This window comes from Hyphomicrobium zavarzinii ATCC 27496, from assembly GCF_000383415.1.
GTDB classification, from domain to species: Bacteria; Pseudomonadota; Alphaproteobacteria; order Rhizobiales; family Hyphomicrobiaceae; genus Hyphomicrobium_C; species Hyphomicrobium_C zavarzinii.
In genome coordinates this window covers 100,717-122,292 of the sequence record NZ_KB911260.1, presented here as the reverse complement: position 1 = coordinate 122,292, position 21,576 = coordinate 100,717, and the positions used below count along the sequence as shown (strand labels likewise).

Here is a 21,576-nt window from a genome sequence, read left to right as displayed (position 1 = left end):
TCGAGCGCGCCAACTGATCGGGCGCGTGAAATAAGACAACCGGCGGCGCATCTCGTCGTTGCGCCGCCATGATTGAATGCGACCGAGACGCAATGATGCGCCTCGGTCTTCTTTTTATCGCTCTCACACTGTCTGGTACGGCCTACGCGCGCGCGCCTTACGGCTGGCTGCCGTCGCAGGCCTTGCCTGCGCCAAGCCTCGCGGAGCGCATTGCGCCGCCTCCGGGCTTCGAGCGGATTGCGGCCCCTGAAGGTTCGTTCGCCGCCTGGCTGCGCGGTCTTCCGATGCGTCCCGAAGGCGCAAAGGTGATGACCTACACCGGTGCGCCCAAATGGCGGCAGGATGTCCATGTCGCCGTCGTCAATATCGACATCGGCAAGCGCGACCTCCAGCAGTGCGCCGACGCCATCATGCGCCTGCGCGCGGAATGGCTCTACAGCCAGAACCGCGACAAGGAGATCGCCTTCAACGACACCGACGGAAAACGCCGCCGCTTCTCAAGCAGCCGCAGCAGCGATCACGCCGGCTTCAGAAAGTACATGGATCTGGTGTTCGCCTACGCCGGCACCTACTCGCTCGAGCGGGAGCTGAAGCCGGTGAAGCCCGAGCAAATGGCGATCGGCGACGTTTTCATCAAAGGCGGCTTCCCCGGCCACGCCGTCCTCGTTGCCGACATGGTCGAGAACAGGGCAACCGGCGAGAAGCGCTTCCTCTTGCTTCAGAGCTACATGCCCGCCCAGGACATCCACGTTCTCAAGAACCCGAAATCGGCAGACGGCACACCCTGGTACTCGACCGAAATCGGCGACCAGCTCGTCACGCCGGAATGGGTGTTCCTCAGAAGCGGTCTGCGCCGCTGGCCCTGAAAGGCAAGTCCGAAACCGCGAGTTCAAAAAGCATCACGCCGGATCTCTCGAACCGGCGTGAGCGTTCTCTGCGGTCTGTGCCAGCGCCTAGCGTGACAGGCGAATGACGCCCGAACCCTTGGAGCTGGAGAGCCTGACGACCTGGCTGCCTCCACTAACGGAAATCACGATCTTTCCGGATGTGTCGAATTCCGGATTGTAGAACGTGCCGCGGAATGTGCCGCCCGAGCCGCGCACGAAACCGGTCTGTGAAACCGTTCCGGACTGCGTGGCACAAGTCGCACTCACGTCGTATGCCGCCTTGCCGCTTGGACTGAACGTTGCGCGGCAGCGCGCCCGCTCAGTCGCGCCGGACGTATAAGTCCACGTGCCCCCACCCTTCCAGGAGCCCGCAAGCCCTGGAGAGTCGGCACGTCCTGGCGCGGCTACGGCGGCGAGACAAAGCGCGCCCAGTCCCAAAGAGAGAAACATGCCCCGTGCGGATTTCTGCATCAGTCTCCCCTTCAAAATGTGCTTCTCACGAAGGAAGCACGATCACGCAAAGATTTGGGTGCGAAATCGATTCGAACAAGAGCGGGAACACCCCTATTGCGCTGTTTTCCGGCCCGCTTTTCAGGCTGACCCGGCCTGACGCCGAAAGTATACGTCGGAAACCCGATCTTCACGACGAAGAGCGCTGCAAATTTATTTTTGTTCCCGCGCGGCCGCCAAGGCGGCAGGCAGAGCGGCGGCGAACAACGCCAGATCCTCGTCGCGGCCGCAGGAAACACGAATGCAGCGGTCGAGCGGCGCAACGGCAGGCTTGCGCACGAAGATGTCTCGCGCGAGCAACTTATCCAGCACGGCACGCGCGAATGCGCCGTCCACGCCGCAATCGATGGTGACGAAATTCGCGCCCGACGGCAACGGAACGAGGCCCTGCGCGCGGGCGATGTCGGAAATCTTGTCGCGAGCCCGCGCAATCCGGCCCACCGCATCAGCGAGGTAGGCCTGATCGATCAACGCTTCCAGTGCACCGATCTGCCCGACGCGATTGATGCCGTAGTGATTGCGCACCTTCTCGAAGAGGGAGATCAACTCCCGCTCGCCCACCGCATAACCGATCCGCGCCCCGGCAAGCCCATACGCCTTGGAGAACGTCCGCAGCCGCAGCACTTGCGGATTGGCGACATCGATCGGCGGAGCCGCATCCAGCGGCGCCGTATCGCAATAAGCTTCGTCGAGCAGCAGCAGCACGCCATCCGGCAAGGCGTCGATCAGGCGGAGAAGCTCGGAAGCAGGCCACCACGATCCCATCGGATTGTCGGGATTGGAAACGTACACCACCCGCGCGTCATGGCGCTTCACCGCATCCAGCAGCGCGCCGAGATCCTCCCTGTCGTCGCGATAGGGCACCTTGACCAGCGTCGCGCCTTGCGCCGCCACGTGGAAGTTGAACGTAGGATACGCGCCATCCGAAGTGACCACCACTTCGCCGGGCTCCGCAGCGATCTTGACCGCGAGCCCGAGCAGCCCGTCGATCCCTTCGCCGATCACCACGTTGTCCGCCGCCACGCCGTGGTGGCGGGCGAGCGCATGGCGAAGATCGTAGTTCTCGGGATCCGAGTACTTCCAGTTTTCCGCAGCCGCATCCCGCATCGCGCGGATCGCAGCGGGGCTCGGACCGAACAGGCTTTCGTTGGCGCCGAGCCGGGCCGCGAACGGCCTGCCGCGTGCCCGTTCCTGGGCTTCAGGGCCAACGAACGGAACGAGCTTCGGCAAGTCTCGAACAATGCGAGTGATCGGCGGCCGTCCCATGTGCTCCCCGGCGGTCTTCTCAAATGTGCCTTGGCAAGACCGATGCTCCGGCGGCGCCTGAAGCGTGGTCCCTGCTAGATAAGTCCCAGATCCAGTAGCGCGCGGCGCATGTCGGGTGGAAGCGCGGCAAAATCGCCGCCGCTGCCGCCCGCCAGATCCTCCGGCGCGTCCTCTTCCGTCAGATAGCGCCAGCCCTGAAAGGCGCGGCGCGGAACCGGGCGCACCGCCACCAGCTTGCGATCGAGCAGGATGAGACAGCACGGTGTGCCGTCGTCCCTCGTTCCCTCCTCGAAACCGATCAGCTTCTGGCGGGCCTGGATGACACCCTTGATGACCCAGTAGAGCGAGCCGTTGGGAAGCAGCGCCTCCTGCTTCTTGGGCGTCTGGAGCGTGCGGTGATAGATGCGCGGTTTCTCACCGCGCGCCTTCTGCTCCTTCACCCAGCCCTTCTGCCACGCCGCTAGCTCCTCGATCGAGGAGACGCCGACGCAGAGCTTGACGATGTGAAGCGACATGATGAGATCCGGTCATCGCGCGGCCCGGCGGCCGGCACCCGTGTTCTACTCCGAAACGGGCCGTCCGGACGAGGCAATCCACAAGTCACTTGTCGCTGCAGAAGCCCGTGTACTGGCTGAAAACCGGCTGTCCTAGAATGCCGAAGTGACGGGAATGCACGGCCGGATGTTTCCCGGACGCCGCATCCTTGTCGTAGATCGTCGTGAGGTTCATGAACCCCTCGTTCACGATCTCGATGAAATGGTTGGCGTTGATGGCGCGTACCACGCTGAGCTTGCCACCGGTGGACCCGTTTTCCGTCTGCAACGTGGCCTTCTGCTGCTCGAGGTCGATCTCCTCGATGCTGAACGAGAGCGGGCTTGGCGGCTTCGAATGGAAAACGCCCGCGTCGTAGCTCCAGGAAGCGCCCGACGTAAACGAGCAGACGAGATTCTTGGGGACGTCCTCGGCCGCTGCGGCACCCGCGAGAACGCAAAGCCCGGCCGCAGCCGTAAACCCCCGCACCACACCGAGATCCAAAACCCCGAGTTTCGAACACCGCGTCATACTCGCCCCTTCCGTCTGGCCGCCCGCCCGAGCGGCCGTCTAACTCGAACCAAGCCAGAGGGTTAGAGCGCTTCCGGACGGCTGTGAAGCGGTTTTCCGCGAACACCCGCGCCAATCGATACCCTAGCCCTTGCCCGCGCCCTGCGCACGGGACATAAGCCTTTGTCATGCCGCTTTTTAGACGATGATCACCTCAGCCCCCGGCATTTGGGGGACTCGCGGGAATCGCCCCGCTGGGAGATAAGGTTCGCCATTGAACCCAGACAGACCGGCTTTCCGCCTCGCATGCTCCTGAGCCTCAAACCGCAACGATGTGTGGCCCTCGCGGCCCTGCTGCTCGGCGCCTGTGCCTCGCAGAGCGAGAGCCTTGCTCCGACCATCACATCCGCGCTGCCGTCCGGCGAGACGGTGAGCAAGCTGCCGCCCCCGGGCGGCTATCAGCTCACGGACGCCGATCTTGAGCTCGACTGCAGGAAGCTCACCGGCCGCATGGCCGTGCGGATCGTGCAGATCCGCGATTTCCAGACGCGCCGTCAGACCACCGCGCTCTCGCGAGGCATTCAGTCGGCGACGACGCCGGTGTTCGGCGGCACATCCGTGGGCGCGGATCCCGACGGCCGCTACGCGCGCGACCGCGCACAGCTCGAAGCCTACAATAAGCGGCTCGAGGAAAAGAAATGCCCGAGCTTCGATCTCGAAGCGGAGCTGAATCCGGCCGCCAAGGATCCGCCGCGCACACGTCTCGTAAAGCAGCCCTGATCAGGGACCTGGAAACAGCTCGTCGATCCGGCCGAGCGCCCGATAGGCAAGAAGCCCCAGCCATTCGTTGACCGCGAGATCGAGCCGCATCAGCCCCTGCGGAATCCGCTCGAAGAAGCGCATCAGGTCTTCCGCACCGCGCGTGCGATAGTCGACCGGATAGGCGATCACATCGAACCCGGCTTTGCGGAAGAGCCCCATCGAGCGCGGCATGTGATAGGCGCTCGTCACCAGATACCAGCGCTCGCCGGGCTTGGGCTCGACGAGGTCGCGCGTGAACACCGCATTCTCGTAGGTATTGCGCGCCCGGCCTTCGAGCACGAGGCGATCCTGCGCGATGCCCCCGTCCATGAGGAACGCGGCCACGGGCTCGGCCGCGCCCGTGTTGCGTGCAAGCAATCCGCCGACGCCACCGGTGAACACCACCTTGGCTTCCGGATGCCGAAGGCCGAGCCGCAAGGCTTCCGTCACGCGCTCCGCCGCCTCGTTGAGACCGAGACCGCCGCGCCCTGCTGACACCCATCCATCCTCGAACCCGCCGAGAATGATGATCCCCGCGACCCGGTCGCTTTGCGCCGGACGAGGGACGGAGGCAAAACGCTGCTCGAGCGGAAGAATGAAAAGGTTGCCGACTGGGAAGAGGCCACACACCAGCAAGCCCACCGCTCCACCCCAGGCAAGGCGGCGCCCGAGACGGCTTCCGTCACGCCGCATCAGCCATAGGCCGGCGAGCACGCAAATCACGAGCACCGACGATGGCTGAGCGAGGAGCGCCAGGATTTTGGAGAGCGTGAAAGGCATCTAGCCCCGGTCGGTCGAAAGCGAGGAGACCGGCAGAGCCGCGCGTCGCGCGGGCTCCGCCGCTTCGGCTCTTACGGACAGGCGATCTTCGCCATGTTCGACTTGTCGGCATAGCCCTCGAGCGAGCCCTTCCGGACCGCGCACCAGAAGCCGCGCGGCGTGCAGAAGAGCTTCCGCTTCTCCAGGATGTCGCCCTTGTGTGCGACGCCGATCACATCCGCCGTGCTGTAGGGGCGGGCGCGAAGGTTGAGGCTCGGCACCGTCACCTTGAAGCAGCCGTACTTGGTGGCGGCCTGCGCCTCGGCCGAGAAGCCGGACAGCGCCACGAGCCCGGCCAGCGCGAGCATGAGAGGAGATTTCGATGTCATGGGGTTTCCTTCCTTGAAAATACGCGGCGCGCGCGCCCAGCACGACGCGCCTGATACACCGGGCTTGATGAACCGGATTTGAACCAGATCTGAACGGGGCGCTGGTAATGCCGATTACGGATAAAAGTATGGCCTAAACGACGGAGCCGGACATTTGCCTGGCCCTGCGCATGAGATTACCCCTATCTCCCGTGGCAGACACCTCACGATACCGCCCGAGATCAAAAACCCGAGATCGAAACACATGTCCGGAACGGAAAGCAGAGCCGCAACGCCGCCTTCGACCATCCCCTGGCCCCCGATCCTGCTCGTCGCGACGGTTGCCGCCGCGATCGCGCTTGGACACATGCTCCCCCTCGATTGGCCGGGAGAGGACGATACGATGGGCCACATCGTCGGGCGCGGCCTGGGCGCGGCCGGTCTCGCTCTGCTCGTCTGGGCAGTCTGGACGCTGCGCCGTCACGGCACCACCGTTCTGCCCGACAAAGCCGCCGACGTACTGGTCACCGATGGACCCTTCCGCTTCCGGCGCAATCCCATCTATGTTGCCGACATCCTGATCCTGTTCGGCATCGCGGAGCTGACACAGAATGTCTGGTTCGTGATCCTGGCGCTGCCCTTCGCCGTCCTTGTAACGTGGCTCGCTATCCTGCCGGAGGAGCGCCATCTGGAGGAGCGCTTCGGAGACGCCTACCGGGACTACAAAGCCCGCACCCGGCGCTGGATCTGACACGTGGGGGACTTCTGGTGAGCACCGACTATGGCGAGAAGGAGCGCCAGTTTCTGGAAACGCTGAAGGCCGACACCGGCCGTGCGCTCGAGGACTGGCTGGCGGCCATCGCAGCCGAAGGCCTGACCCACAGGAACGACATCATCGACTGGCTGCGCCGCCAGGGCTTCATGTTCTCGAAGGCCTCCTGGATCGAGCGCATCCACAACAACGGCGGCCGGCCGATCTACGCCGGGGCGGGAAGCCCCCGGCCCGCGACCGCACGGCGCACACCTGCTTCACCCCGCCAGCGCCCCGCAGCCCCGCCCGAAGCACCGCGCGAGACGCAGAACCCGGCGCCGGCCACTGCACCGTCATCACCCCCGCCGCCAGCGGCACCCCTCGCCGTTGCACCCCTCCCCGTTGCCGTGAGCGCCCCTGCCGCGACGGTACCGCTCACGCCCGCCCCGGCGCCGGACCCGGTCACGCTGGAGGCCCTGCTGGCCCGCGCGAAGGCCTTCCGCCCCCTCGCCAACTACGTCATCGCCGAGGTCGGCAAGGCCGTGCCCGGCACCGTCACCACGCCCTTCGACAGTCACCTGACCTTCCACCTCGGCGGCACCACTTTCGGCGTCCTGACGATCACCGCGAAGGAGCTGCGCCTCGGCCTTGCGCTGAAGGAGCGGCCGCAGGATGCGCCCCTCGAAGCGTCGAAGCTCGCCCTGCGCGGTGCTCCTGCCATGAGCCACATGGCCGTGCTCACCGATGCGCGCCAGATCACCCCTGCCCTGCTGGCAGCCGTCACGCACGCAGCCAAAGGCGGCTAGCTCTGCCGGACTAAGACGGGCGGCAGGCGCAGGCTGTCCACGGGACGCCTGTCGCAAATCATCGATTTGCCTGAATTCCGGTGCTGCATGGCGGCCCTGAGGAGGCAGATTTGGCACCCCACTCGAACTCGTCGCTACGCATTGTTGGCCGGATGACCGCAGTCGCCGGAGCAGCCCTCGCGGCCGTGATCGCAAACGGCCTTGCGCCTCCTGCCCTGGCTCAGTCCGCGCGCGCCAAGGACAGCATCGCCGAGATCCTCAACTCCACGCAGGCGGCTGGAAACCCGAAAGCGGCGCCCGCGCCCACCGGCACTGCCGCAGACACACCCGCCGCTCCCCGCGATCCGCGCGAAGGCGATCCCGCCTACGAGCAGGCGCGCCTTCTGATGAACGCCATCGACGGACTCCTGAAGGACGTGGCCGAGCAGCGCTCGGAAGCCAAGAAGCTCCCCGGCAAGGACGAGTTTCTGGTTACCCCGCTCTGGACCGAGACCAGAGAGGATCGCGAAGCCCGCATCCGCCAGCTTCTCGACGCCGCGCTCGGCATCGTGACCGATGCTCCCGTTGTGGAGGTGCAGAAGAAGATCGAGGGCTACCGCCGCAACATCCGCGATCTCGAAACCAACATCGTCACCCTGAAGGAAAAGCAACTCACCGCGCCGAAGGACGCCATGCTGCCCGGCGTGTTGAACGACACCGTCGACAGCCTCGGCACCAAGATCGCGGAGCACAAGACGCGCATCAAGGAGAACGAAGCTTCCATCGCCGCGGCCAAGGGGGAGATCAAGGACGCACTCACCAAATCGGGCGTGGATCTTGCGCCCGACCAGCTCGATCTGCTGCTCGACGGCGTGCTCTCGGGCGATCTCGTCCGCCTCGTCGCGACCTTCCACGCCGCCAAGATCATCGACGGCCAGCTCGCCAAGTTGATGACGGCAACCGCCGAGAACCCCGGCGCGGCACGCAAGTACTTCGCCATGCATGCGGCCCTCTTCGCGCTGCTCGTTCACGCGCAGGATGCGACCATCGCCAAGATCGACACGCAGTACATGCCCAAGCTCGATGCCATCCTGAAGGATCTGGCGGAGGCGAAGCGCAAGACACAGGAGCTGATGCGCGCCGAGAACCGCCCCGATCAGAAGCGCGCTCTCGACGCCAACCGCGAAAGCCAGAAGATCGCGGAGGAAGCCGCCAAAGGCTATCGCCGTTACCTCGCCCAGCAGCGGGAGCAGATCGCGGCCGCCCGCACCCGCGCCACGCACGATCTGCGCATCGCCGACAACACCTTCGATACCGTCGAGGCCAGCCTCGAGCTGCGCAACCTGATGCGCGACAGCTCCACCTCGTTCGAAGCCATCCAGAAGCTCGAGGCACCGACTTTCGAGCAGATCTTCAAGAATGAGGAGCTGCGGCGCGAGTTCGAGAACCTCACCCGCAAGCTGGATGCACCCACGAGCTGACGCGGTGGAAACCGGGGCAATGCCCGCTTCTCATATTCCTATTGCAGTTCTGATGCGGAGCTTATCGGCTTTTCGTCGTTCGACTTGTCACCCCGTCACATTACGTTCGCAAACCTACTGACCTGGAGCCACCCCTTTGGCTATCGCCACCGCACGTGTCCCCCGCGACATCTCAAGAGAGACGCAGGCCCGTGGATCTCGCGCCATGAGGCCGATCTCGGCCGCCGCATCCGTCGATCTGCGCGGCGTCCAAGTTGTCCTGACCGACATGGACGACACGCTGACCTTCGATGGAAAGCTGTCCGCCGAGACCTATGACGCGCTGGAGCGCCTGGAAGCTGCCGGCGTGCGCGTCATCCCCGTCACGGCGGCCCCCGCGGGGTGGTGCGACCAGATGGTGCGCATGTGGCCCGTCACGGCCGTCATCGGCGAGAACGGCGGCTTCTGCTTCAGCCGCGAGGGCACGAGCGTGACGCGCCGCTTCTGGAGCACGCCCGACATGCTCGAAGCGGCCCAGTCCCGCCTCGCGGACATGGCGCGCACGATCATGAAAAAGCACCCCGAATTGACCCTGTCGGATGATCAGCCTTTCCGCCGCACGAGCCTCGCCCTGGCAAGGCCGGACGATCGCGCGACGGCGCGCGCCGTGCTCCGCGAGTTCGAGGCGAGAGGCGCGAGCGCTACCGCGAACTCCTTGTGGGTGATCGCCTGGTTCGGCGGCTACAACAAGGTAACCGCGGTCCGCAAATTCCTGCCCGCCATCACCGGCCTCGACATCGATCTCGATCGCGACCGTCTGTTGTTCGTCGGCGATTCCGCCAATGATGCGCCGATGTTCGCCCATATGCCGAAGTCCGTCGGCGTCAGCACCGTCACCCGCCATCTGGCGGACATTCCTCACCCGCCGACCTGGATCACCAAGGGCGCCGGCGGGGCGGGCTTCGTGGAGGTCGCGGACGCCATTCTCGCCAATCGCCCCGATGCACCGGCCAAAGCGCTCCCGGCCCGCAGCGCGGAAAGCCACTGAGCCACAGACCTGGAGAGCGATGCATCCGCACTATGTCGAGATCGCCACTCATCTGGCCGCCGCCTGGGCCGCAGGCAGCCTGATCGGTCTCGAGCGGAGCTTTCACGGCCGTCCTGCCGGATTTCGCACGCACGCTCTCGTCTGTCTCGCTGCCGCTCTCCTCATGGTCGTCACCGCCTACCAGTGGGATTGGCTGGGCGCCGTTCCCATGGAAACAGTGCGCACCGACCCCACGCGCATCGCGCAAGGCATCATGACCGGCATCGGCTTTCTCGGCGCCGGCGTGATTTTCAAGGACGGGCTTACCGTTCGCGGCCTCACGACCGCGGCATCGATCTGGATCACGTCGGCGATCGGTATCCTCTACGGCGTGGGATTCTTCTTCCCGGCCACGCTCGCGACGCTCGCCACCCTGGGGACGCTCGCCATCTTCCGCCGCATCGAGGCCTGGATCCCGAGCCACACCTTCGGCCAGCTCGTGCTGCGCTTCTCCGAGGACAAAGTGCTGCCGGAGCCCGATGTCCGCACGCTCATCGCAGCGCAAGGCTTCTCGATCGCCAACATGAGCTATCGCCTGGACCGGGCGGGCGGCTTCTACGAGTACCGGATGATGGTGCGCACAGGGAGCAAGCACGCGATCGAAACGCTCGCGAGCGAATTGCGCACGCGCACGGACCTGCTGGAGTTCCGCATCTAGCCGAGCGGCGACTAGCACGGCACGAAGCCAGGCTCTACGACTTCCCGAACCAGACCCTGAGCAGCGCACGCCAGCGCCGGCCCCACGTCACCTTCTCGTCGGACAGCGCGTCGAGGAAATCCGAAAGGCGGCGGGATTTCACCACCGTGTAGAGTGTAAGAGCGGCAGTGGGAACGAACACCGCGAGGAACGCCGCCACCCGCCACCACGCCGGCTCCTGCGTCCAATCGAACAGGTTCATGCCGATGAAGCCCGTCGTCACCGTTCCGACGAGACCGAAGGTCGTGACCACCGTCAGGCGCACCACGGTCTCGTTCTGCTTCCGCATCGCCTCGACGTCGAGGAAGCTGCCCATGTCCTGCAACTCCTCACGCACCTCGCAATAGAGGCTGTCGAGCTTGAGATGGCGGCGCGTCATGTCGAACAGCTCGTGCACCTGCGCCTGATGCGAGATGCTGCTGAACCAGTAGCGATGCGCGAACCGCAGGAAGTTCTCGTGCGTGTTGCGCACGTCCCCTCGAAAAATGCGGTTGGCTTTCGCGTTCGCGATCTCGAGCCTGCTCACCGCCGCAACCATGCGGTCGGAAAACATGTGCAACGACGCTTTCTGAAAATGCGCGATCAGGAACATCAGAAAATGCTGATGACGGAAGCGGCAAAGAATGCCGCCCTCCTGGCTGGTGTAGAACACATCGTCCGCGTCCCCCGTCACGACGAGCGTATCTCCCGAGGCATGGAACCTAACGCTGGCGGCCTTCTGTCCTCCCCCTGACGTGAAGTTGCGGTCGTAGCAGAAGCGCGTCTCGAAATCCGCGAGGTAGCTCTCCGAGTAGGGAAGCGACCCGCCGTCGCCCGCTTCATTGCCAAGCGCGAGCCGGATCGAATCCGACCGCGAGATCGTCTCGGCGCGATCGAGCGCAAGGTAGGCCATGTAGGGCATGCGGTAGTATTCGAGCTGCCGGTAGCGCACGGGCCCCTTCTTGTCGCCATGGTGAAGCACCATCGGAGACATGAGAAACTCCCAATGGGCAGCCGTCGTCGGCGCCCTGTGCTTGCAGACGAAAGACAGGAACTTCTCGCGGTTCTCGTAGTCCGACGTGGCCAGAACCTCGTCCCCGGCGCCCAGCCACTCCACTTTCCATGGGCAGTGTCCGCCGCGCCCGCTCCCCTCCCAATAGGCTGGATAAGCCCGGCCGAAGCGGAACATCAGCGTTTGCGCCGTATCGAACGCGATGTCGTCGACGTAGACCTCGAGGGCAAGGAGCGTGATGTCGATGTCGAAGAAGAAATAGAGGTCCACGTGAGCCACGTGGAGCGTGATCGGCTCGTCGTCGCGGTCGAGCGTCACCCGCACGCGCTTGATGTCCGAACGGCGCATGACACGGATCGGGCTCTCGCCGTAGACCTTGCTGACGGAGCGGCCGAGCCCTTGTCCGTAGAGAAACCTCTGCACAGGCGGCAGGAAGGTCACGAACTCATTGTAGTGGCGTGTCTGGAACTCGGCCGGATCGCCGAACTCGTCGTCGAGCTCCCGCCAGGGGTTGTCCGCGCTCGGCGTCGCCAGGGCCTCCCAGTGGTCATCGATCGGCGCGTCTTCCTCGAGAGGCAGAAGATAAACGGGCCACAGGAGAATTTGGCGCAAATGCTTGACGCGCTTCTCTGGGATCGGGGCCATAAGCGTGATCTCGCGGTTCTGAAGGCCAGTCGGCTCCTTGATAACCACGCATCGCCGGGCGCCCGCAAGCAGCAAACTGCGGCGTTCCCGTCATCAGGCTGTCATAGAGAATCGGTCGCTAGAGCAGGATCAGGGAGGCGAGCCCGAGAAACGCGAAGAAGCCGACGCAGTCGGTAACCATGGTCACGAAAACACCCGATGCGGGCGCCGGATCGAGCTTCAGCCGGTCGAGCGCGAGAGGAATGAGAATGCCGGCCAGCGCAGCAGCCAGCAGGTTCACCACCATCGCCATGCCGATCACCGCGCCGAGACGGCCCGAGCCGAACCACAGGAACACGATGGTGGCCATGATGACCGAAAGAATGAGGCCGTTGAGAAGGCCGACAAGTGTCTCGCGCGAGATGATCCGCTGCGAGTTGGCGGCGCCGAGCTTGTTGGTCGCGAGCGCGCGCACGGTCACCGTCATGGTCTGCGTACCGGCATTGCCGCCCATGGAGGCGACGATCGGCATCAGCACGGCGAGCGCCACCATCTGCTCGATCGTGGCATCGAACGCCTTGATCACGAAGGACGCCAGAACCGCCGTTCCGAGATTGATGATGAGCCAGGGCACGCGGCTGCGGGCCGTTTGAACCACGCTGTCGGTCAGGCTTTCGTCACCGACGCCGCCCAACGCCTTCATGTCCTCGTCAGCCTCGTCCTGCAGCACTTCCACCACGTCGTCGACCGTGATGACGCCCACGAGCTTGTTGTTCTGATCGACGACAGGCGCCGAGATCAGGCCATAGCGCTCGAACTGGCGCGCCACCTCCTCCTGGTCGGACGTGTCGAGCACCACGTTGAGATCGGTCTCCATGATCTCGGACACCGGAACGTCGCGCTTGGTGCGCAACAGCCGCGACAGGTCCACGCTGCCGAGCACGCGAAAGGCGGGATCGACGACGAAGATCTCGGAGAAAGTGTCAGGAAGATCGTCGGTCTCGCGGGCGTGCTCGATGACCTGCTCGGTGGTCCAGTAGGGCGCCACCGCCACGAAGTCGCTCTGCATCAGGCGGCCGGCGGATTCTTCCGGGTATTCGAGCTGCCGCTCGAGCGCCAGACGATCACCCTTCGGCACCTGTGCCAGAATCTCGTCGCGATCCGCCTGCTCGAGGTTCTCGATCAGGTAGGCGGCATCGTCGGTGTCGAGCTCGGTGACGGCCTTGGCCAGAAGCTCGTTAGGCAGCGCTTCCGAAAGCTGGTCGCGGACCGTCTCGTCGATCTCCGAGAGCACCTCGTAATCGAACGCGGGCCCCAGCGCCTGGATGAGCGCGATGCGGTGCTCGGGGGACAAGAGCTCGATGACGTCGGCGAGATCGCGGGGACGAAGGCCCACCACCAGTTGGGCGGCGCGTTGGGTGTCGCCATCGTGCAACGCGAGGGCAACATCGCGCACGAGGTCTGCCACACTGATCGCATCGACCTCAGGGGCCGCCTGCTCGTCCAAGCCCGACATCAAAGCTCCAAGAAGCCGTGGATTAAGGTGTAAAAAACCTCGGCCTCCGGCACCGGGATGCGCACCCCGGCGATAAAAAAAGCCTTGAGGCCTCTATATGAGGACAAGCCCCTAGCATAGCCGTCACATCGGCGACACTCCGAAGCGCCAAAAAAATGCCGCGCCTGAAGCGGGTTGCAAATTAGCTACAAATTCCCGTACGAACCGTGGTTCAATACGGCTTAATTGCTTCGGGCTCCCATCGGGATTGAGACCGGGCGCAAAGGAGACGAAGGATGAGCGCCAGTCGGTGCACATGGCTGGCAGTGGGGTTTGCGACCGCGCTCGTCGGCGCAACATGCGGCCTCGCGACGGCACGGGCCGAGACTCCACAGCCTTTGGGACCGCCGCCGGGCACGTCCTCCGCCATTCGCTCGCCCCACGACCAGACCCCGCCCGTCAATCCGGGAGCCGGATCCAATCCGACCATCTCACCGGGCACCTACTTCGCGCCCGATTGCGCCAACCGGCCCGACCTGCTCGGCATCTCGCGCGTGGTCGAGATCGACACCACCTCCGGCCCCCGTTTCGGCGACCAGTATCACAAGGACGAAACCAAGTTTCTCGAGAACGGCGAGGTCGTGCTCACGTTCGACGACGGCCCCATGCGCCGCTACACCATCCCCATCCTCGACGCGCTCGACGAGCAGTGCGTAAAAGCCACGTTCTTCTCCGTCGGCCGCATGGCGATTTCCGACCCCGCGACGCTGCAGGAGGTTGCGCGCCGCGGCCACACCATCGGCACCCACACCTGGTCTCATAAGAAGCTTTCGGCGCTCGGCGCAGATGCCATGAAGCGCGAGGTCGAGCTTGGCCTCTCAGCCGTCGCCGCAGCGGCCGGAACGCCCATCGCTCCTTTTTTCCGCTTCCCCTATCTGGCTCACGGCAAGGCGTCGCTCGCCTATCTTCAGAACCGCGGCCTCGGCGTATTCGGCATCCATGTCGATTCCGCTGACTTCCGCACGAAGAGCCCCGGCGTGGTGTTGCGCAACGTGCTGACCCAGCTCGATCGCGAGAAGAAGGGCATCCTCCTCTTCCACGACATCCAGCCTTCTACGGCGGGCGCGCTGGCGAGCCTGCTCGCCGAACTGAAGACGCGCGGCTACAAGGTCGTGCACATGGTGCCGAAAAACGCACCGGTCACTTTGCCCGAATACGATGCCATCGCCGAGAAGGCGCTGCGGGCCAAATCGGTTGCAGCCGCCAATTCCGCGATGGCCAAGCGCTCCGTCACCTGGCCGGTCTCCGGCGAGGAGCCCGCCGCTGCCGCCGCGGCGCCTCCCGCGCCTCCCAAGGCGACACAGCCGGCCCCCAAGCAGAGCACGGCTGCAAAGCCCACCAAGCCGTTCGATTGGGCCAACCCCTCCAACGATCCCTGGCAACTCAAGACCCTCGGACACGACTGACCGGGACTCAAAAGCCGCTGTTTGCCTGAAAAATCGGCGTTTTGCCTGGCAGGTGCTTGTTCAAGCTAGGAAAATCACCGAAAGTCCGCGCGGATTACATCGAAGCGGATGACGGGAGCGATTGGCCATGCGCCTGCGGATCAGAGCGACGGCATTGGCCGTATGCACGCTTGCAGTTGGCGTGTCTCCCTCTCTCGCGTCGGACTGCAACGACCCCGCGAAAGCGCTCGGCGTCTCCCGCGTGATCGAGATCGACACCAAGGGCGGCCCGATCTTCGGCTCGATCACCCAGCGCGACAAGGAGCAGAGCTTCCTCGGCCCGAACGAGGTGGTGCTGACCTTCGACGACGGGCCCGTGCCGTGGGTCACGACGCCCATCCTCGACACACTGGATGCCTTCTGCACCAAGGCCACGTTCTTCTCAGTGGGCGAGATGGCGCTCTCCTATCCCGCCTCCACCAAGGACGTGCTGGCGCGCGGCCACACCGTCGGCACCCACACCTGGACACACCCGAACAACCTGAAGCGGCTTTCGATCGAGAAGGCGAAGGATCAGATCGAGCGCGGCTTCGCGGCTGTCTCGCTCGCCGCCGCCACCGGCATCGCGCCGTTCTTCCGCTTCCCGGGCCTCAACGACAGCGACGAGCTTCTCGCCTATCTTCAGTCCCGCAACATCGCGAGCTTCACCGTCGACGTCATCTCGAACGACAGCTTCATCGGCAGCCCCCAGCGCATCGCCGACCGCACGCTGAAACTGGTCGAAGCGCGTCACGGCGGCATCCTTCTGTTTCACGATCTCAAGAAGCCCACGGCCAAGGCGCTGCCCGCAATCCTGGCAGGACTCAAGGCGAAGGGCTTCAAGGTCGTTCACCTGAAGGCTAAGAGCGACGTCGTCCCGCTGGCCACGATCGAGACGGAATTGCAGCCGATCCTGGCCAAGGCGCCGTACAAGGCGCTGGTTCCCTTCTACGGGCCCATTCCGGCGCCCAAGACCGCTGACGGGCTCGATCCGGCCGTGTCCGAGTTGGCCCCTCCCGCCAAGGTCAGGGTCACGGAGGTGCCGGCGGCCGACAAGCAGGCGGCGTCTTCCGCGCAGCCCCTGCGCCGCGCAAGCACACCGGCCAAGACCCGCCGCCACAAGCGCCAGAAACAGGCCTCTCCCGCCGCCTAAGGTTGCCGCAGCAAACCGGTCATTATCCGGCGCGAGAGCTGTAGCCCCTGCCATATTTCAAGCGTAAGCTCACCCCGGTGCGCACCATCCCCGGCGCAGCAGACGAATTTCGACGGCTTTTGACGGGCTGCCACGTTTACCGTGTCGAGGGGAGCGCAGACATCTGCTTGCCGCCCAATGTCCGGACCGCAACCGGGCCACAGAGCCCGAGGCGCAAAAGACACCGCTATCCGGTTCACGTCGCTGCCACCCGCAGAAGGTGCATGAATGTTGAAAGTCTGGTTCGCCTGCGCCGTGCTGTTGCTGTCGGCCGGCGCCGCGTTCTACGCGACGGAAGGGAAGCTCTGGGGGCTGCCACAGCACCTCGGCATCGATCCGTCCGCCCTGCTGAAGACTGCGCCTCCCGAGAAGGCAGCCGAACCGAAAAACAAGAAGGGTGAAGGCGCCGAGAGATCGGCAGGACGGCAAGGCGTGGCGGTTGAAGCCACGACTGCGGTCTCCACCAGCTCCACCGAGGACCTGCGCGCCATCGGCACGCTCCAGTCCGACGAATCCGTTCAGATCAGCTCCGAGATCACCGGGCGCATCACCGAGATCCCGCTCGGCGAAGGCTCTCACGTTAACGCCGGAGACGTCATGGTGCGCCTCGACGATGCCCTCGCCGTTGCCGAGCTGGACGACGCCCAGGCCCGCTACAATCTCGCGCAAGGCAACCTCGGCCGCGCCAACTCGCTCGCCAAGTCCGGCAACGTGACGGAACGTGCCCGCGACGAAGCCTCCACCAATGCCGAGACCGCACGCGCCGCGCTCGAGCTCGCCAAGGTCCGCCTCGCCAAGCATACCATTCGCGCGCCCTTCAGTGGCGTCGCCGGCATCCGCAAGGTCTCGCCCGGCGCCTACATCGCGGCAGGTGCCCCGATCGTCAATCTCGAGAAGATCGACACCCTCAAAATCGACTTCAAGCTTCCCGAGCTCTACCTCTCGCAGGTCAAGACCGGGCAGACCATCGAGATCAGCGTCGACGCCCTCCCCGGCCGCACCTTCACGGGCACCATCTACGCCATCGACCCGCACCTCGACGTCAACGGCCGCGCCCTCAACATCCGCGCTCGTCTCGAGAACCCCGAGCTGATCCTTCGTCCGGGCCTGTTTGCCCGCGTGCGCGTCAAGGGACAGGTGAAGCGCAATGTGCTCGTCGTGCCCGAGAGCGCCATCGTTCCGCGCGGCGAGGAGAAGATCGTCTTCCGCGTCGAGAACGGACAGGCCCTCGAGGCCAAAGTGACGCTCGGTAGCCGCAACAACGGACTTGTCGAGATCCTCGAAGGGCTCGCCGTCGACGCCACCGTCGTCACCGCAGGCCAGCAGAAGCTCAAGGACGGCAGCCAGGTTGAGATCGTGACAGGCAGCCAGCCCACCGCGCGGGGCACCTGATGAACCTGTTCGAGCTGTGCATCCGCCGTCCGGTCTTCGCGACGGTCCTGAGCCTCGTCATCGTCCTGCTCGGCATGGTCTCCTACACGCGCCTCACCGTGCGCGAGTATCCAAACGTGGACGAGCCGGTCGTCTCCGTCACCACGCGCTATCCGGGCGCCTCGGCGAAGATCATCGAGACGCAGATCACGCAGGTTCTGGAAGGCTCCATCGCCGGCATCTCCGGTATCGACGTGCTCGATTCATCGAGCCGCTCCGAGCAGAGCCGCATCAGCGTGCGCTTCCGCCCGGAGGTCGATCAGGACGTTGCCGCAAGCGACGTGCGCGACCGCGTCTCCCGCGTGCGCGGCCGCCTCCCCGACGAGATCGACGAGCCGGTGATCGCCAAGGTCGAGGCGGACGCCCAGCCCATCATGCTGCTCGTCTTCACGAGCCCCACGCTGTCGCCGCTGGAGATCACAGACTACATCGACCGCTTCATCGTCGACCAGTTGAAGAACCTCAACGGCGTGGCGGATGTGACAATCTACGGTGAGCGCCGCTATGCCATGCGCATCTGGATCGACCGCGAGCGGCTCGCCGCATTCTCGCTCACCGTCCAGGACATCGAGAACGCACTGCGCACCCAGAACGTGGAGCTGCCTTCGGGCCGCATCGAAAGCGCCAACCGCGAGTTCAGCGTGCTGTCCCGCACGGGCCTCGTCACGCCCGAAGAGTTCCGCAACGTCGTCATCAAGCTTTCCGGCAATCATCAGGTGAAGCTCGGAGAGGTGGCCCGCGTCGAGCTCGGCGCCGCGGATGAGCGGCGCGAAAGCCGCTACGACGGCAAATCCGCCATCGCCGTCGGCGTCATCAAGCAATCGGTAGCGAACCCGCTCGACGTTTCGCGCGAGATCCGCGCACTTCTGCCGAAGATGAACGAGACCATGCCGAACGGCATGAAGGCCGACATCGCCAACGACGACGCCATCTTCATCGAGCGCTCCATCGCCGCCGTCTACCACGCCATCGGCGAAGCCATCCTGCTCGTCGTGCTCGTGATCGTCTTCTTCCTGCGCTCCTTCCGCGCCTCCTTCATCCCCATCGTGACGATCCCGATCTCGCTGATCGCCACCTTCACGCTGATGTTCACCTTCGGCTTCAGCGTGAACACGCTGACGCTGCTCGCCATGGTGCTCGCCATCGGCCTCGTGGTGGACGACGCCATCGTCGTACTGGAGAACATCTACCGCCACATCGAAAACGGCATGAAGCCGGTGCAGGCGGCCATCAAGGGAACCCGCGAGATCGGCTTCGCCGTTATCGCCATGACGCTGACGCTTGCCGCCGTCTATGCGCCCATCGCCTTCGCGCCCGGCAAGACCGGACGCCTGTTCCTCGAATTCGCGCTCACCCTCGCGGGCGCCGTGATCATCTCGGGCTTCGTCGCGCTCACCTTGACGCCGATGATGTGCTCGCGGCTCTTGCGCCACGAGACGAAGCCCGGCCGTATCTTCCTCCTGATCGAGCGTTTTCTCACCGGCCTCGAGAACGGCTACCGGCGCGCGCTCTCGATCGCACTCGCCAACCGGCCCGTCATTCTCCTGCTTGCCACCGTCGTGGCGGGCTCCTGCGTCTATTTCTTCGTGAACCTCAAATCTGAGCTTGCGCCCGTCGAGGATCGCGGCGTCATCCGCGTCCGCGGCACGGGACCCGAAGGAGCCACGCTCGCCTACACGAGCCGCTACAGCGCCGAAGCCGACGCCATGCTGGCCAAGGTGCCGGAGATCAAGTCGCGCCTGCTCATCAACGGCAATCCCGAGGTCTCGGGCTTCCTGATCTTCGCCCCTCTCAAGGATTGGTCGGAGCGCACGCGCACCCAGCAGGAGATCTCGCGCGAGCTGACGCCGCAGGTGCGACGCATCGCCGGAATGCAGGCTTTTGTGCAGAACCCGAACGCCTTCGGCCAGCGCGGCGGCTCCCGCCCCGTCGAGTTCATCATCCAGTCGTCCGGCACTTACGAAGAGTTGCAGGCACTGTCTGAGAAGCTGGTCGCCGCCCTCGCCAACTACAAAGGCCTCGAAAGCCTCGAGACCGACCTCAAGCTCAACACGCCCGAGTTCCGCCTCGAGATCGACCGCGCGAAGGTTTCCGACCTCGGTCTCGACGTGAACATCATCGGCCGCACGCTCGAAACGCTGCTCGGCGGACGCCAAGTGACGCGCTTCGAGATGAATGGCGAGCAATACGACGTGCTGGTCCAGCTCGCCGAGCGCGACCGCTCCACCCCGGCGGCCCTCGACACCATCTTCCTGCGCTCGCCCGCGGGAGAGATGATCCAGCTCTCCAACATCGTCCGCGTGGTTGAAAGCGTTGCGCCGAAGGAGCTGAAGCGCTTCAACCAGCTCCGCTCGGTGACGCTATCGGCGAACATCGGCCCCGGCTATGCGCTCGGCGAGGTGCTCGATCACATCGAGCGCACCGTCGACGAGGTTCTGCCGCAAACCGTGCAGACCGACGTCAACGGCCAGAGCCGCGACTACCGCGCCTCGAGCCAGAGCCTCGCGCTCGTGTTCGTGCTGGCGCTCGCCTTCATCTACCTCGTGCTCGCTGCGCAGTTCGAAAGCTTCCGCGATCCGCTGATCATCCTGCTCACCGTGCCGCTCTCGATCTCGGGTGCGCTCGGCGCGCTGCACTATGCGGGAGGCTCGCTCAACGTCTATTCGCAGATCGGTCTCATCACGCTCGTGGGCCTCATCACCAAGCACGGCATCCTGATCGTCGAGTTCTCCAATCACCTGGAGCAGGAGGGCCGCCGCCGCATGGACGCCATCACGGAAGCCGCGAGCCTGCGCCTCCGGCCGATCCTGATGACCACCGGCGCCATGGTGCTGGGCGCGGTCCCCCTTGCCCTCGCGGAAGGGGCCGGCGCAGAAAGCCGCCAGCAGATCGGATGGGTCATCGTCGGCGGCATGAGCCTCGGCACGCTGCTGACGCTGTTCGTCGTCCCCACGGTGCTGAGCTACATCGGCGCATCGCACCGCGCGGAGGAGCCCGAAGGCACCCCCCTCGCAACGCCCGCGGAATGAGCTTCCGGCTGAAGATCGCGATGGCGTCCTAGCACCAGCGGCGCGACGCGCCTTCCGCATCGAGCAGATGGCCGGAGACGTTGCCGCCCCTGCGGCTCGCGAGCTGAAGAGCGATGGCCGCGAGATCGGCATCAGACCCCGCCGTGTGTCCGCCGAGCGCCGCCACCGATGACGTGGGACCGATCGCATTGATGCGGATGCCGTGCTCCGCCCAGCTCGCGGCGAGCGAGCGCGTCATGTCCGCAAGCTCCGCGCGCAGCAGGTCGGAGAGCATCATGGCCCGGCCGCCCCCTACATCGGGAACGCGCACCACATTGAGGATGGCGCCTTCGATCCACACCAGGCGCATACGATTGGCCGCAACCTCGGTGAGCCGCAGCGGAAGACGCAATGCATGAGCGACGAGCGCGTCCGCGTCCTCGACCGTCTCCAGCTTCGCGACGGCCGTGGAGCTGACGGAGGCGAGATTGACGACCACGTCGAGACCGCCGAACTCCTGCACCGCAGACTGCACCAGACGGGCGGCCTCCTCGTCGCTCTGCAGCGGGTCGTTGAAAAGTTTGATGTCGGATGAGCTCTCGGCGAGCACCGCCGCAAGCTCGGTCATCTCGGGAGTATCCTCCGGCGACTGAATGATGAGGCGCGCGCCATGGTCTGCGAAGCTGCGGGCGAGATCGAAGCCCGAGGACGACGTCAGGCCGGTAATCAGAACACGGGCACCCGAAAGCTCGGGCATGGCAACATACTCGCACTGGCGCGAAATTACGCTCATCAACATCAGGGCTGGTCTCCTTCGTACGCCGGACAGAGAGGCGGCCCGGACAAGACCATAGCAGTCCGATTCGCCTAACGACATCTAAACGGCTGCTCGATTCGGGTGGCCTGTTGGCTGCCTCGTGGCGCCATTGCGGCCCTCCC

The 21,576-nt window shown here is 65.0% G+C and carries 20 protein-coding genes; 11 read left to right on the top strand and 9 right to left on the bottom strand.

The window, feature by feature from the left end:
- The first annotated feature begins 92 nt into the window (after positions 1–92).
- Positions 93–866 carry a DUF4846 domain-containing protein gene (locus F812_RS0117030; RefSeq protein ID WP_020087200.1) on the top strand — a complete coding sequence of 258 codons (774 nt, stop codon included), beginning with the start codon at positions 93–95 and terminating at the stop codon, positions 864–866.
- 87 nt (positions 867–953) lie between these two features.
- On the opposite strand, the gene F812_RS26635 is transcribed toward F812_RS0117030, so the two are convergent.
- The 4 genes from F812_RS26635 to F812_RS0117010 form a co-directional block, all read right to left on the bottom strand.
- Positions 954–1,358, bottom strand: a complete 405-nt coding sequence (locus tag F812_RS26635; RefSeq protein WP_020087199.1) for a hypothetical protein — start codon at positions 1,356–1,358, stop codon at positions 954–956.
- 192 nt (positions 1,359–1,550) lie between these two features.
- Positions 1,551–2,663: a pyridoxal phosphate-dependent aminotransferase gene (locus F812_RS0117020; protein ID WP_020087198.1), complete on the bottom strand. Its 1,113-nt coding sequence runs from the start codon at positions 2,661–2,663 to the stop codon at positions 1,551–1,553.
- A 74-nt stretch (positions 2,664–2,737) separates the two neighbouring features.
- The gene (locus F812_RS0117015) at positions 2,738–3,178 is read right to left on the bottom strand and encodes a DUF1489 family protein (RefSeq protein ID WP_020087197.1); all 441 of its coding nucleotides are present in this window, start codon (positions 3,176–3,178) and stop codon (positions 2,738–2,740) included.
- An 85-nt stretch (positions 3,179–3,263) separates the two neighbouring features.
- A complete protein-coding gene (locus tag F812_RS0117010) occupies positions 3,264–3,725 on the bottom strand; it encodes a hypothetical protein (RefSeq protein ID WP_156827496.1) in 462 nt (153 codons plus the stop codon).
- A gap of 285 nt (positions 3,726–4,010) precedes the next feature.
- Between F812_RS0117010 and F812_RS24400 the strand changes: the two genes are divergently transcribed.
- Positions 4,011–4,484 carry a hypothetical protein gene (locus tag F812_RS24400; protein ID WP_156827495.1) on the top strand — a complete coding sequence of 158 codons (474 nt, stop codon included), beginning with the start codon at positions 4,011–4,013 and terminating at the stop codon, positions 4,482–4,484.
- Here the strand turns inward: F812_RS24400 and F812_RS0117000 are convergent, their stop codons facing one another.
- Together F812_RS0117000 and F812_RS24395 are read right to left on the bottom strand one after the other, a co-directional pair.
- Complete coding sequence (locus F812_RS0117000) at positions 4,485–5,285, bottom strand: YdcF family protein (RefSeq protein ID WP_020087194.1); 801 nt, start codon at positions 5,283–5,285, stop codon at positions 4,485–4,487. It abuts the gene before it with no gap.
- Between the two features lie 71 nt (positions 5,286–5,356).
- Entirely contained in the window at positions 5,357–5,653 is a 297-nt protein-coding gene (locus F812_RS24395; RefSeq protein ID WP_020087193.1) for an SH3 domain-containing protein, read from the bottom strand.
- 244 nt (positions 5,654–5,897) lie between these two features.
- On the opposite strand from F812_RS24395, the gene F812_RS0116990 reads away from it, so the two are divergent.
- The 5 genes from F812_RS0116990 (at position 5,898) to F812_RS0116970 (ending at position 10,373) form a co-directional block, all read left to right on the top strand.
- A complete protein-coding gene (locus F812_RS0116990; RefSeq protein WP_020087192.1) occupies positions 5,898–6,383 on the top strand; it encodes a methyltransferase family protein in 486 nt (161 codons plus the stop codon).
- A gap of 17 nt (positions 6,384–6,400) precedes the next feature.
- Positions 6,401–7,189 carry a hypothetical protein gene (locus tag F812_RS24390; protein ID WP_020087191.1) on the top strand — a complete coding sequence of 263 codons (789 nt, stop codon included), beginning with the start codon at positions 6,401–6,403 and terminating at the stop codon, positions 7,187–7,189.
- A gap of 110 nt (positions 7,190–7,299) precedes the next feature.
- Entirely contained in the window at positions 7,300–8,649 is a 1,350-nt protein-coding gene (locus F812_RS0116980; protein ID WP_245257702.1) for a hypothetical protein, read from the top strand.
- A 205-nt stretch (positions 8,650–8,854) separates the two neighbouring features.
- Positions 8,855–9,676, top strand: coding sequence for an HAD-IIB family hydrolase (locus F812_RS0116975; RefSeq protein WP_020087189.1), 822 nt, complete (start codon positions 8,855–8,857; stop codon positions 9,674–9,676).
- A gap of 19 nt (positions 9,677–9,695) precedes the next feature.
- Positions 9,696–10,373, top strand: coding sequence for an MgtC/SapB family protein (locus F812_RS0116970; protein WP_020087188.1), 678 nt, complete (start codon positions 9,696–9,698; stop codon positions 10,371–10,373).
- A 34-nt stretch (positions 10,374–10,407) separates the two neighbouring features.
- Here the strand turns inward: F812_RS0116970 and F812_RS0116965 are convergent, their stop codons facing one another.
- Both F812_RS0116965 and mgtE read right to left on the bottom strand, forming a co-directional pair.
- Positions 10,408–12,096, bottom strand: a complete 1,689-nt coding sequence (locus tag F812_RS0116965) for a hypothetical protein (protein ID WP_020665388.1) — start codon at positions 12,094–12,096, stop codon at positions 10,408–10,410.
- A 70-nt stretch (positions 12,097–12,166) separates the two neighbouring features.
- Positions 12,167–13,543: a magnesium transporter gene (gene mgtE / locus F812_RS0116960; protein ID WP_020087186.1), complete on the bottom strand. Its 1,377-nt coding sequence runs from the start codon at positions 13,541–13,543 to the stop codon at positions 12,167–12,169.
- Between the two features lie 275 nt (positions 13,544–13,818).
- On the opposite strand from mgtE, the gene F812_RS24385 reads away from it, so the two are divergent.
- The 4 genes from F812_RS24385 to F812_RS0116940 all read left to right on the top strand — a co-directional run bounded on the left by F812_RS24385 (position 13,819) and on the right by F812_RS0116940 (position 20,658).
- The gene (locus F812_RS24385) at positions 13,819–14,988 is read left to right on the top strand and encodes a polysaccharide deacetylase family protein (RefSeq protein ID WP_083929234.1); all 1,170 of its coding nucleotides are present in this window, start codon (positions 13,819–13,821) and stop codon (positions 14,986–14,988) included.
- Between the two features lie 127 nt (positions 14,989–15,115).
- A complete protein-coding gene (locus tag F812_RS24380) occupies positions 15,116–16,159 on the top strand; it encodes a polysaccharide deacetylase family protein (RefSeq protein WP_020087184.1) in 1,044 nt (347 codons plus the stop codon).
- 267 nt (positions 16,160–16,426) lie between these two features.
- Positions 16,427–17,590, top strand: coding sequence for an efflux RND transporter periplasmic adaptor subunit (locus tag F812_RS0116945; protein WP_020087183.1), 1,164 nt, complete (start codon positions 16,427–16,429; stop codon positions 17,588–17,590).
- Positions 17,590–20,658, top strand: a complete 3,069-nt coding sequence (locus tag F812_RS0116940) for an efflux RND transporter permease subunit (RefSeq protein ID WP_020087182.1) — start codon at positions 17,590–17,592, stop codon at positions 20,656–20,658. Before F812_RS0116945 ends, F812_RS0116940 begins: the two co-directional genes overlap by 1 nt.
- Positions 20,659–20,686: 28 nt before the next feature.
- Here the strand turns inward: F812_RS0116940 and F812_RS0116935 are convergent, their stop codons facing one another.
- Positions 20,687–21,436 carry an SDR family oxidoreductase gene (locus F812_RS0116935; RefSeq protein ID WP_020087181.1) on the bottom strand — a complete coding sequence of 250 codons (750 nt, stop codon included), beginning with the start codon at positions 21,434–21,436 and terminating at the stop codon, positions 20,687–20,689.
- Between the last annotated feature and the right edge of the window lie 140 nt (positions 21,437–21,576).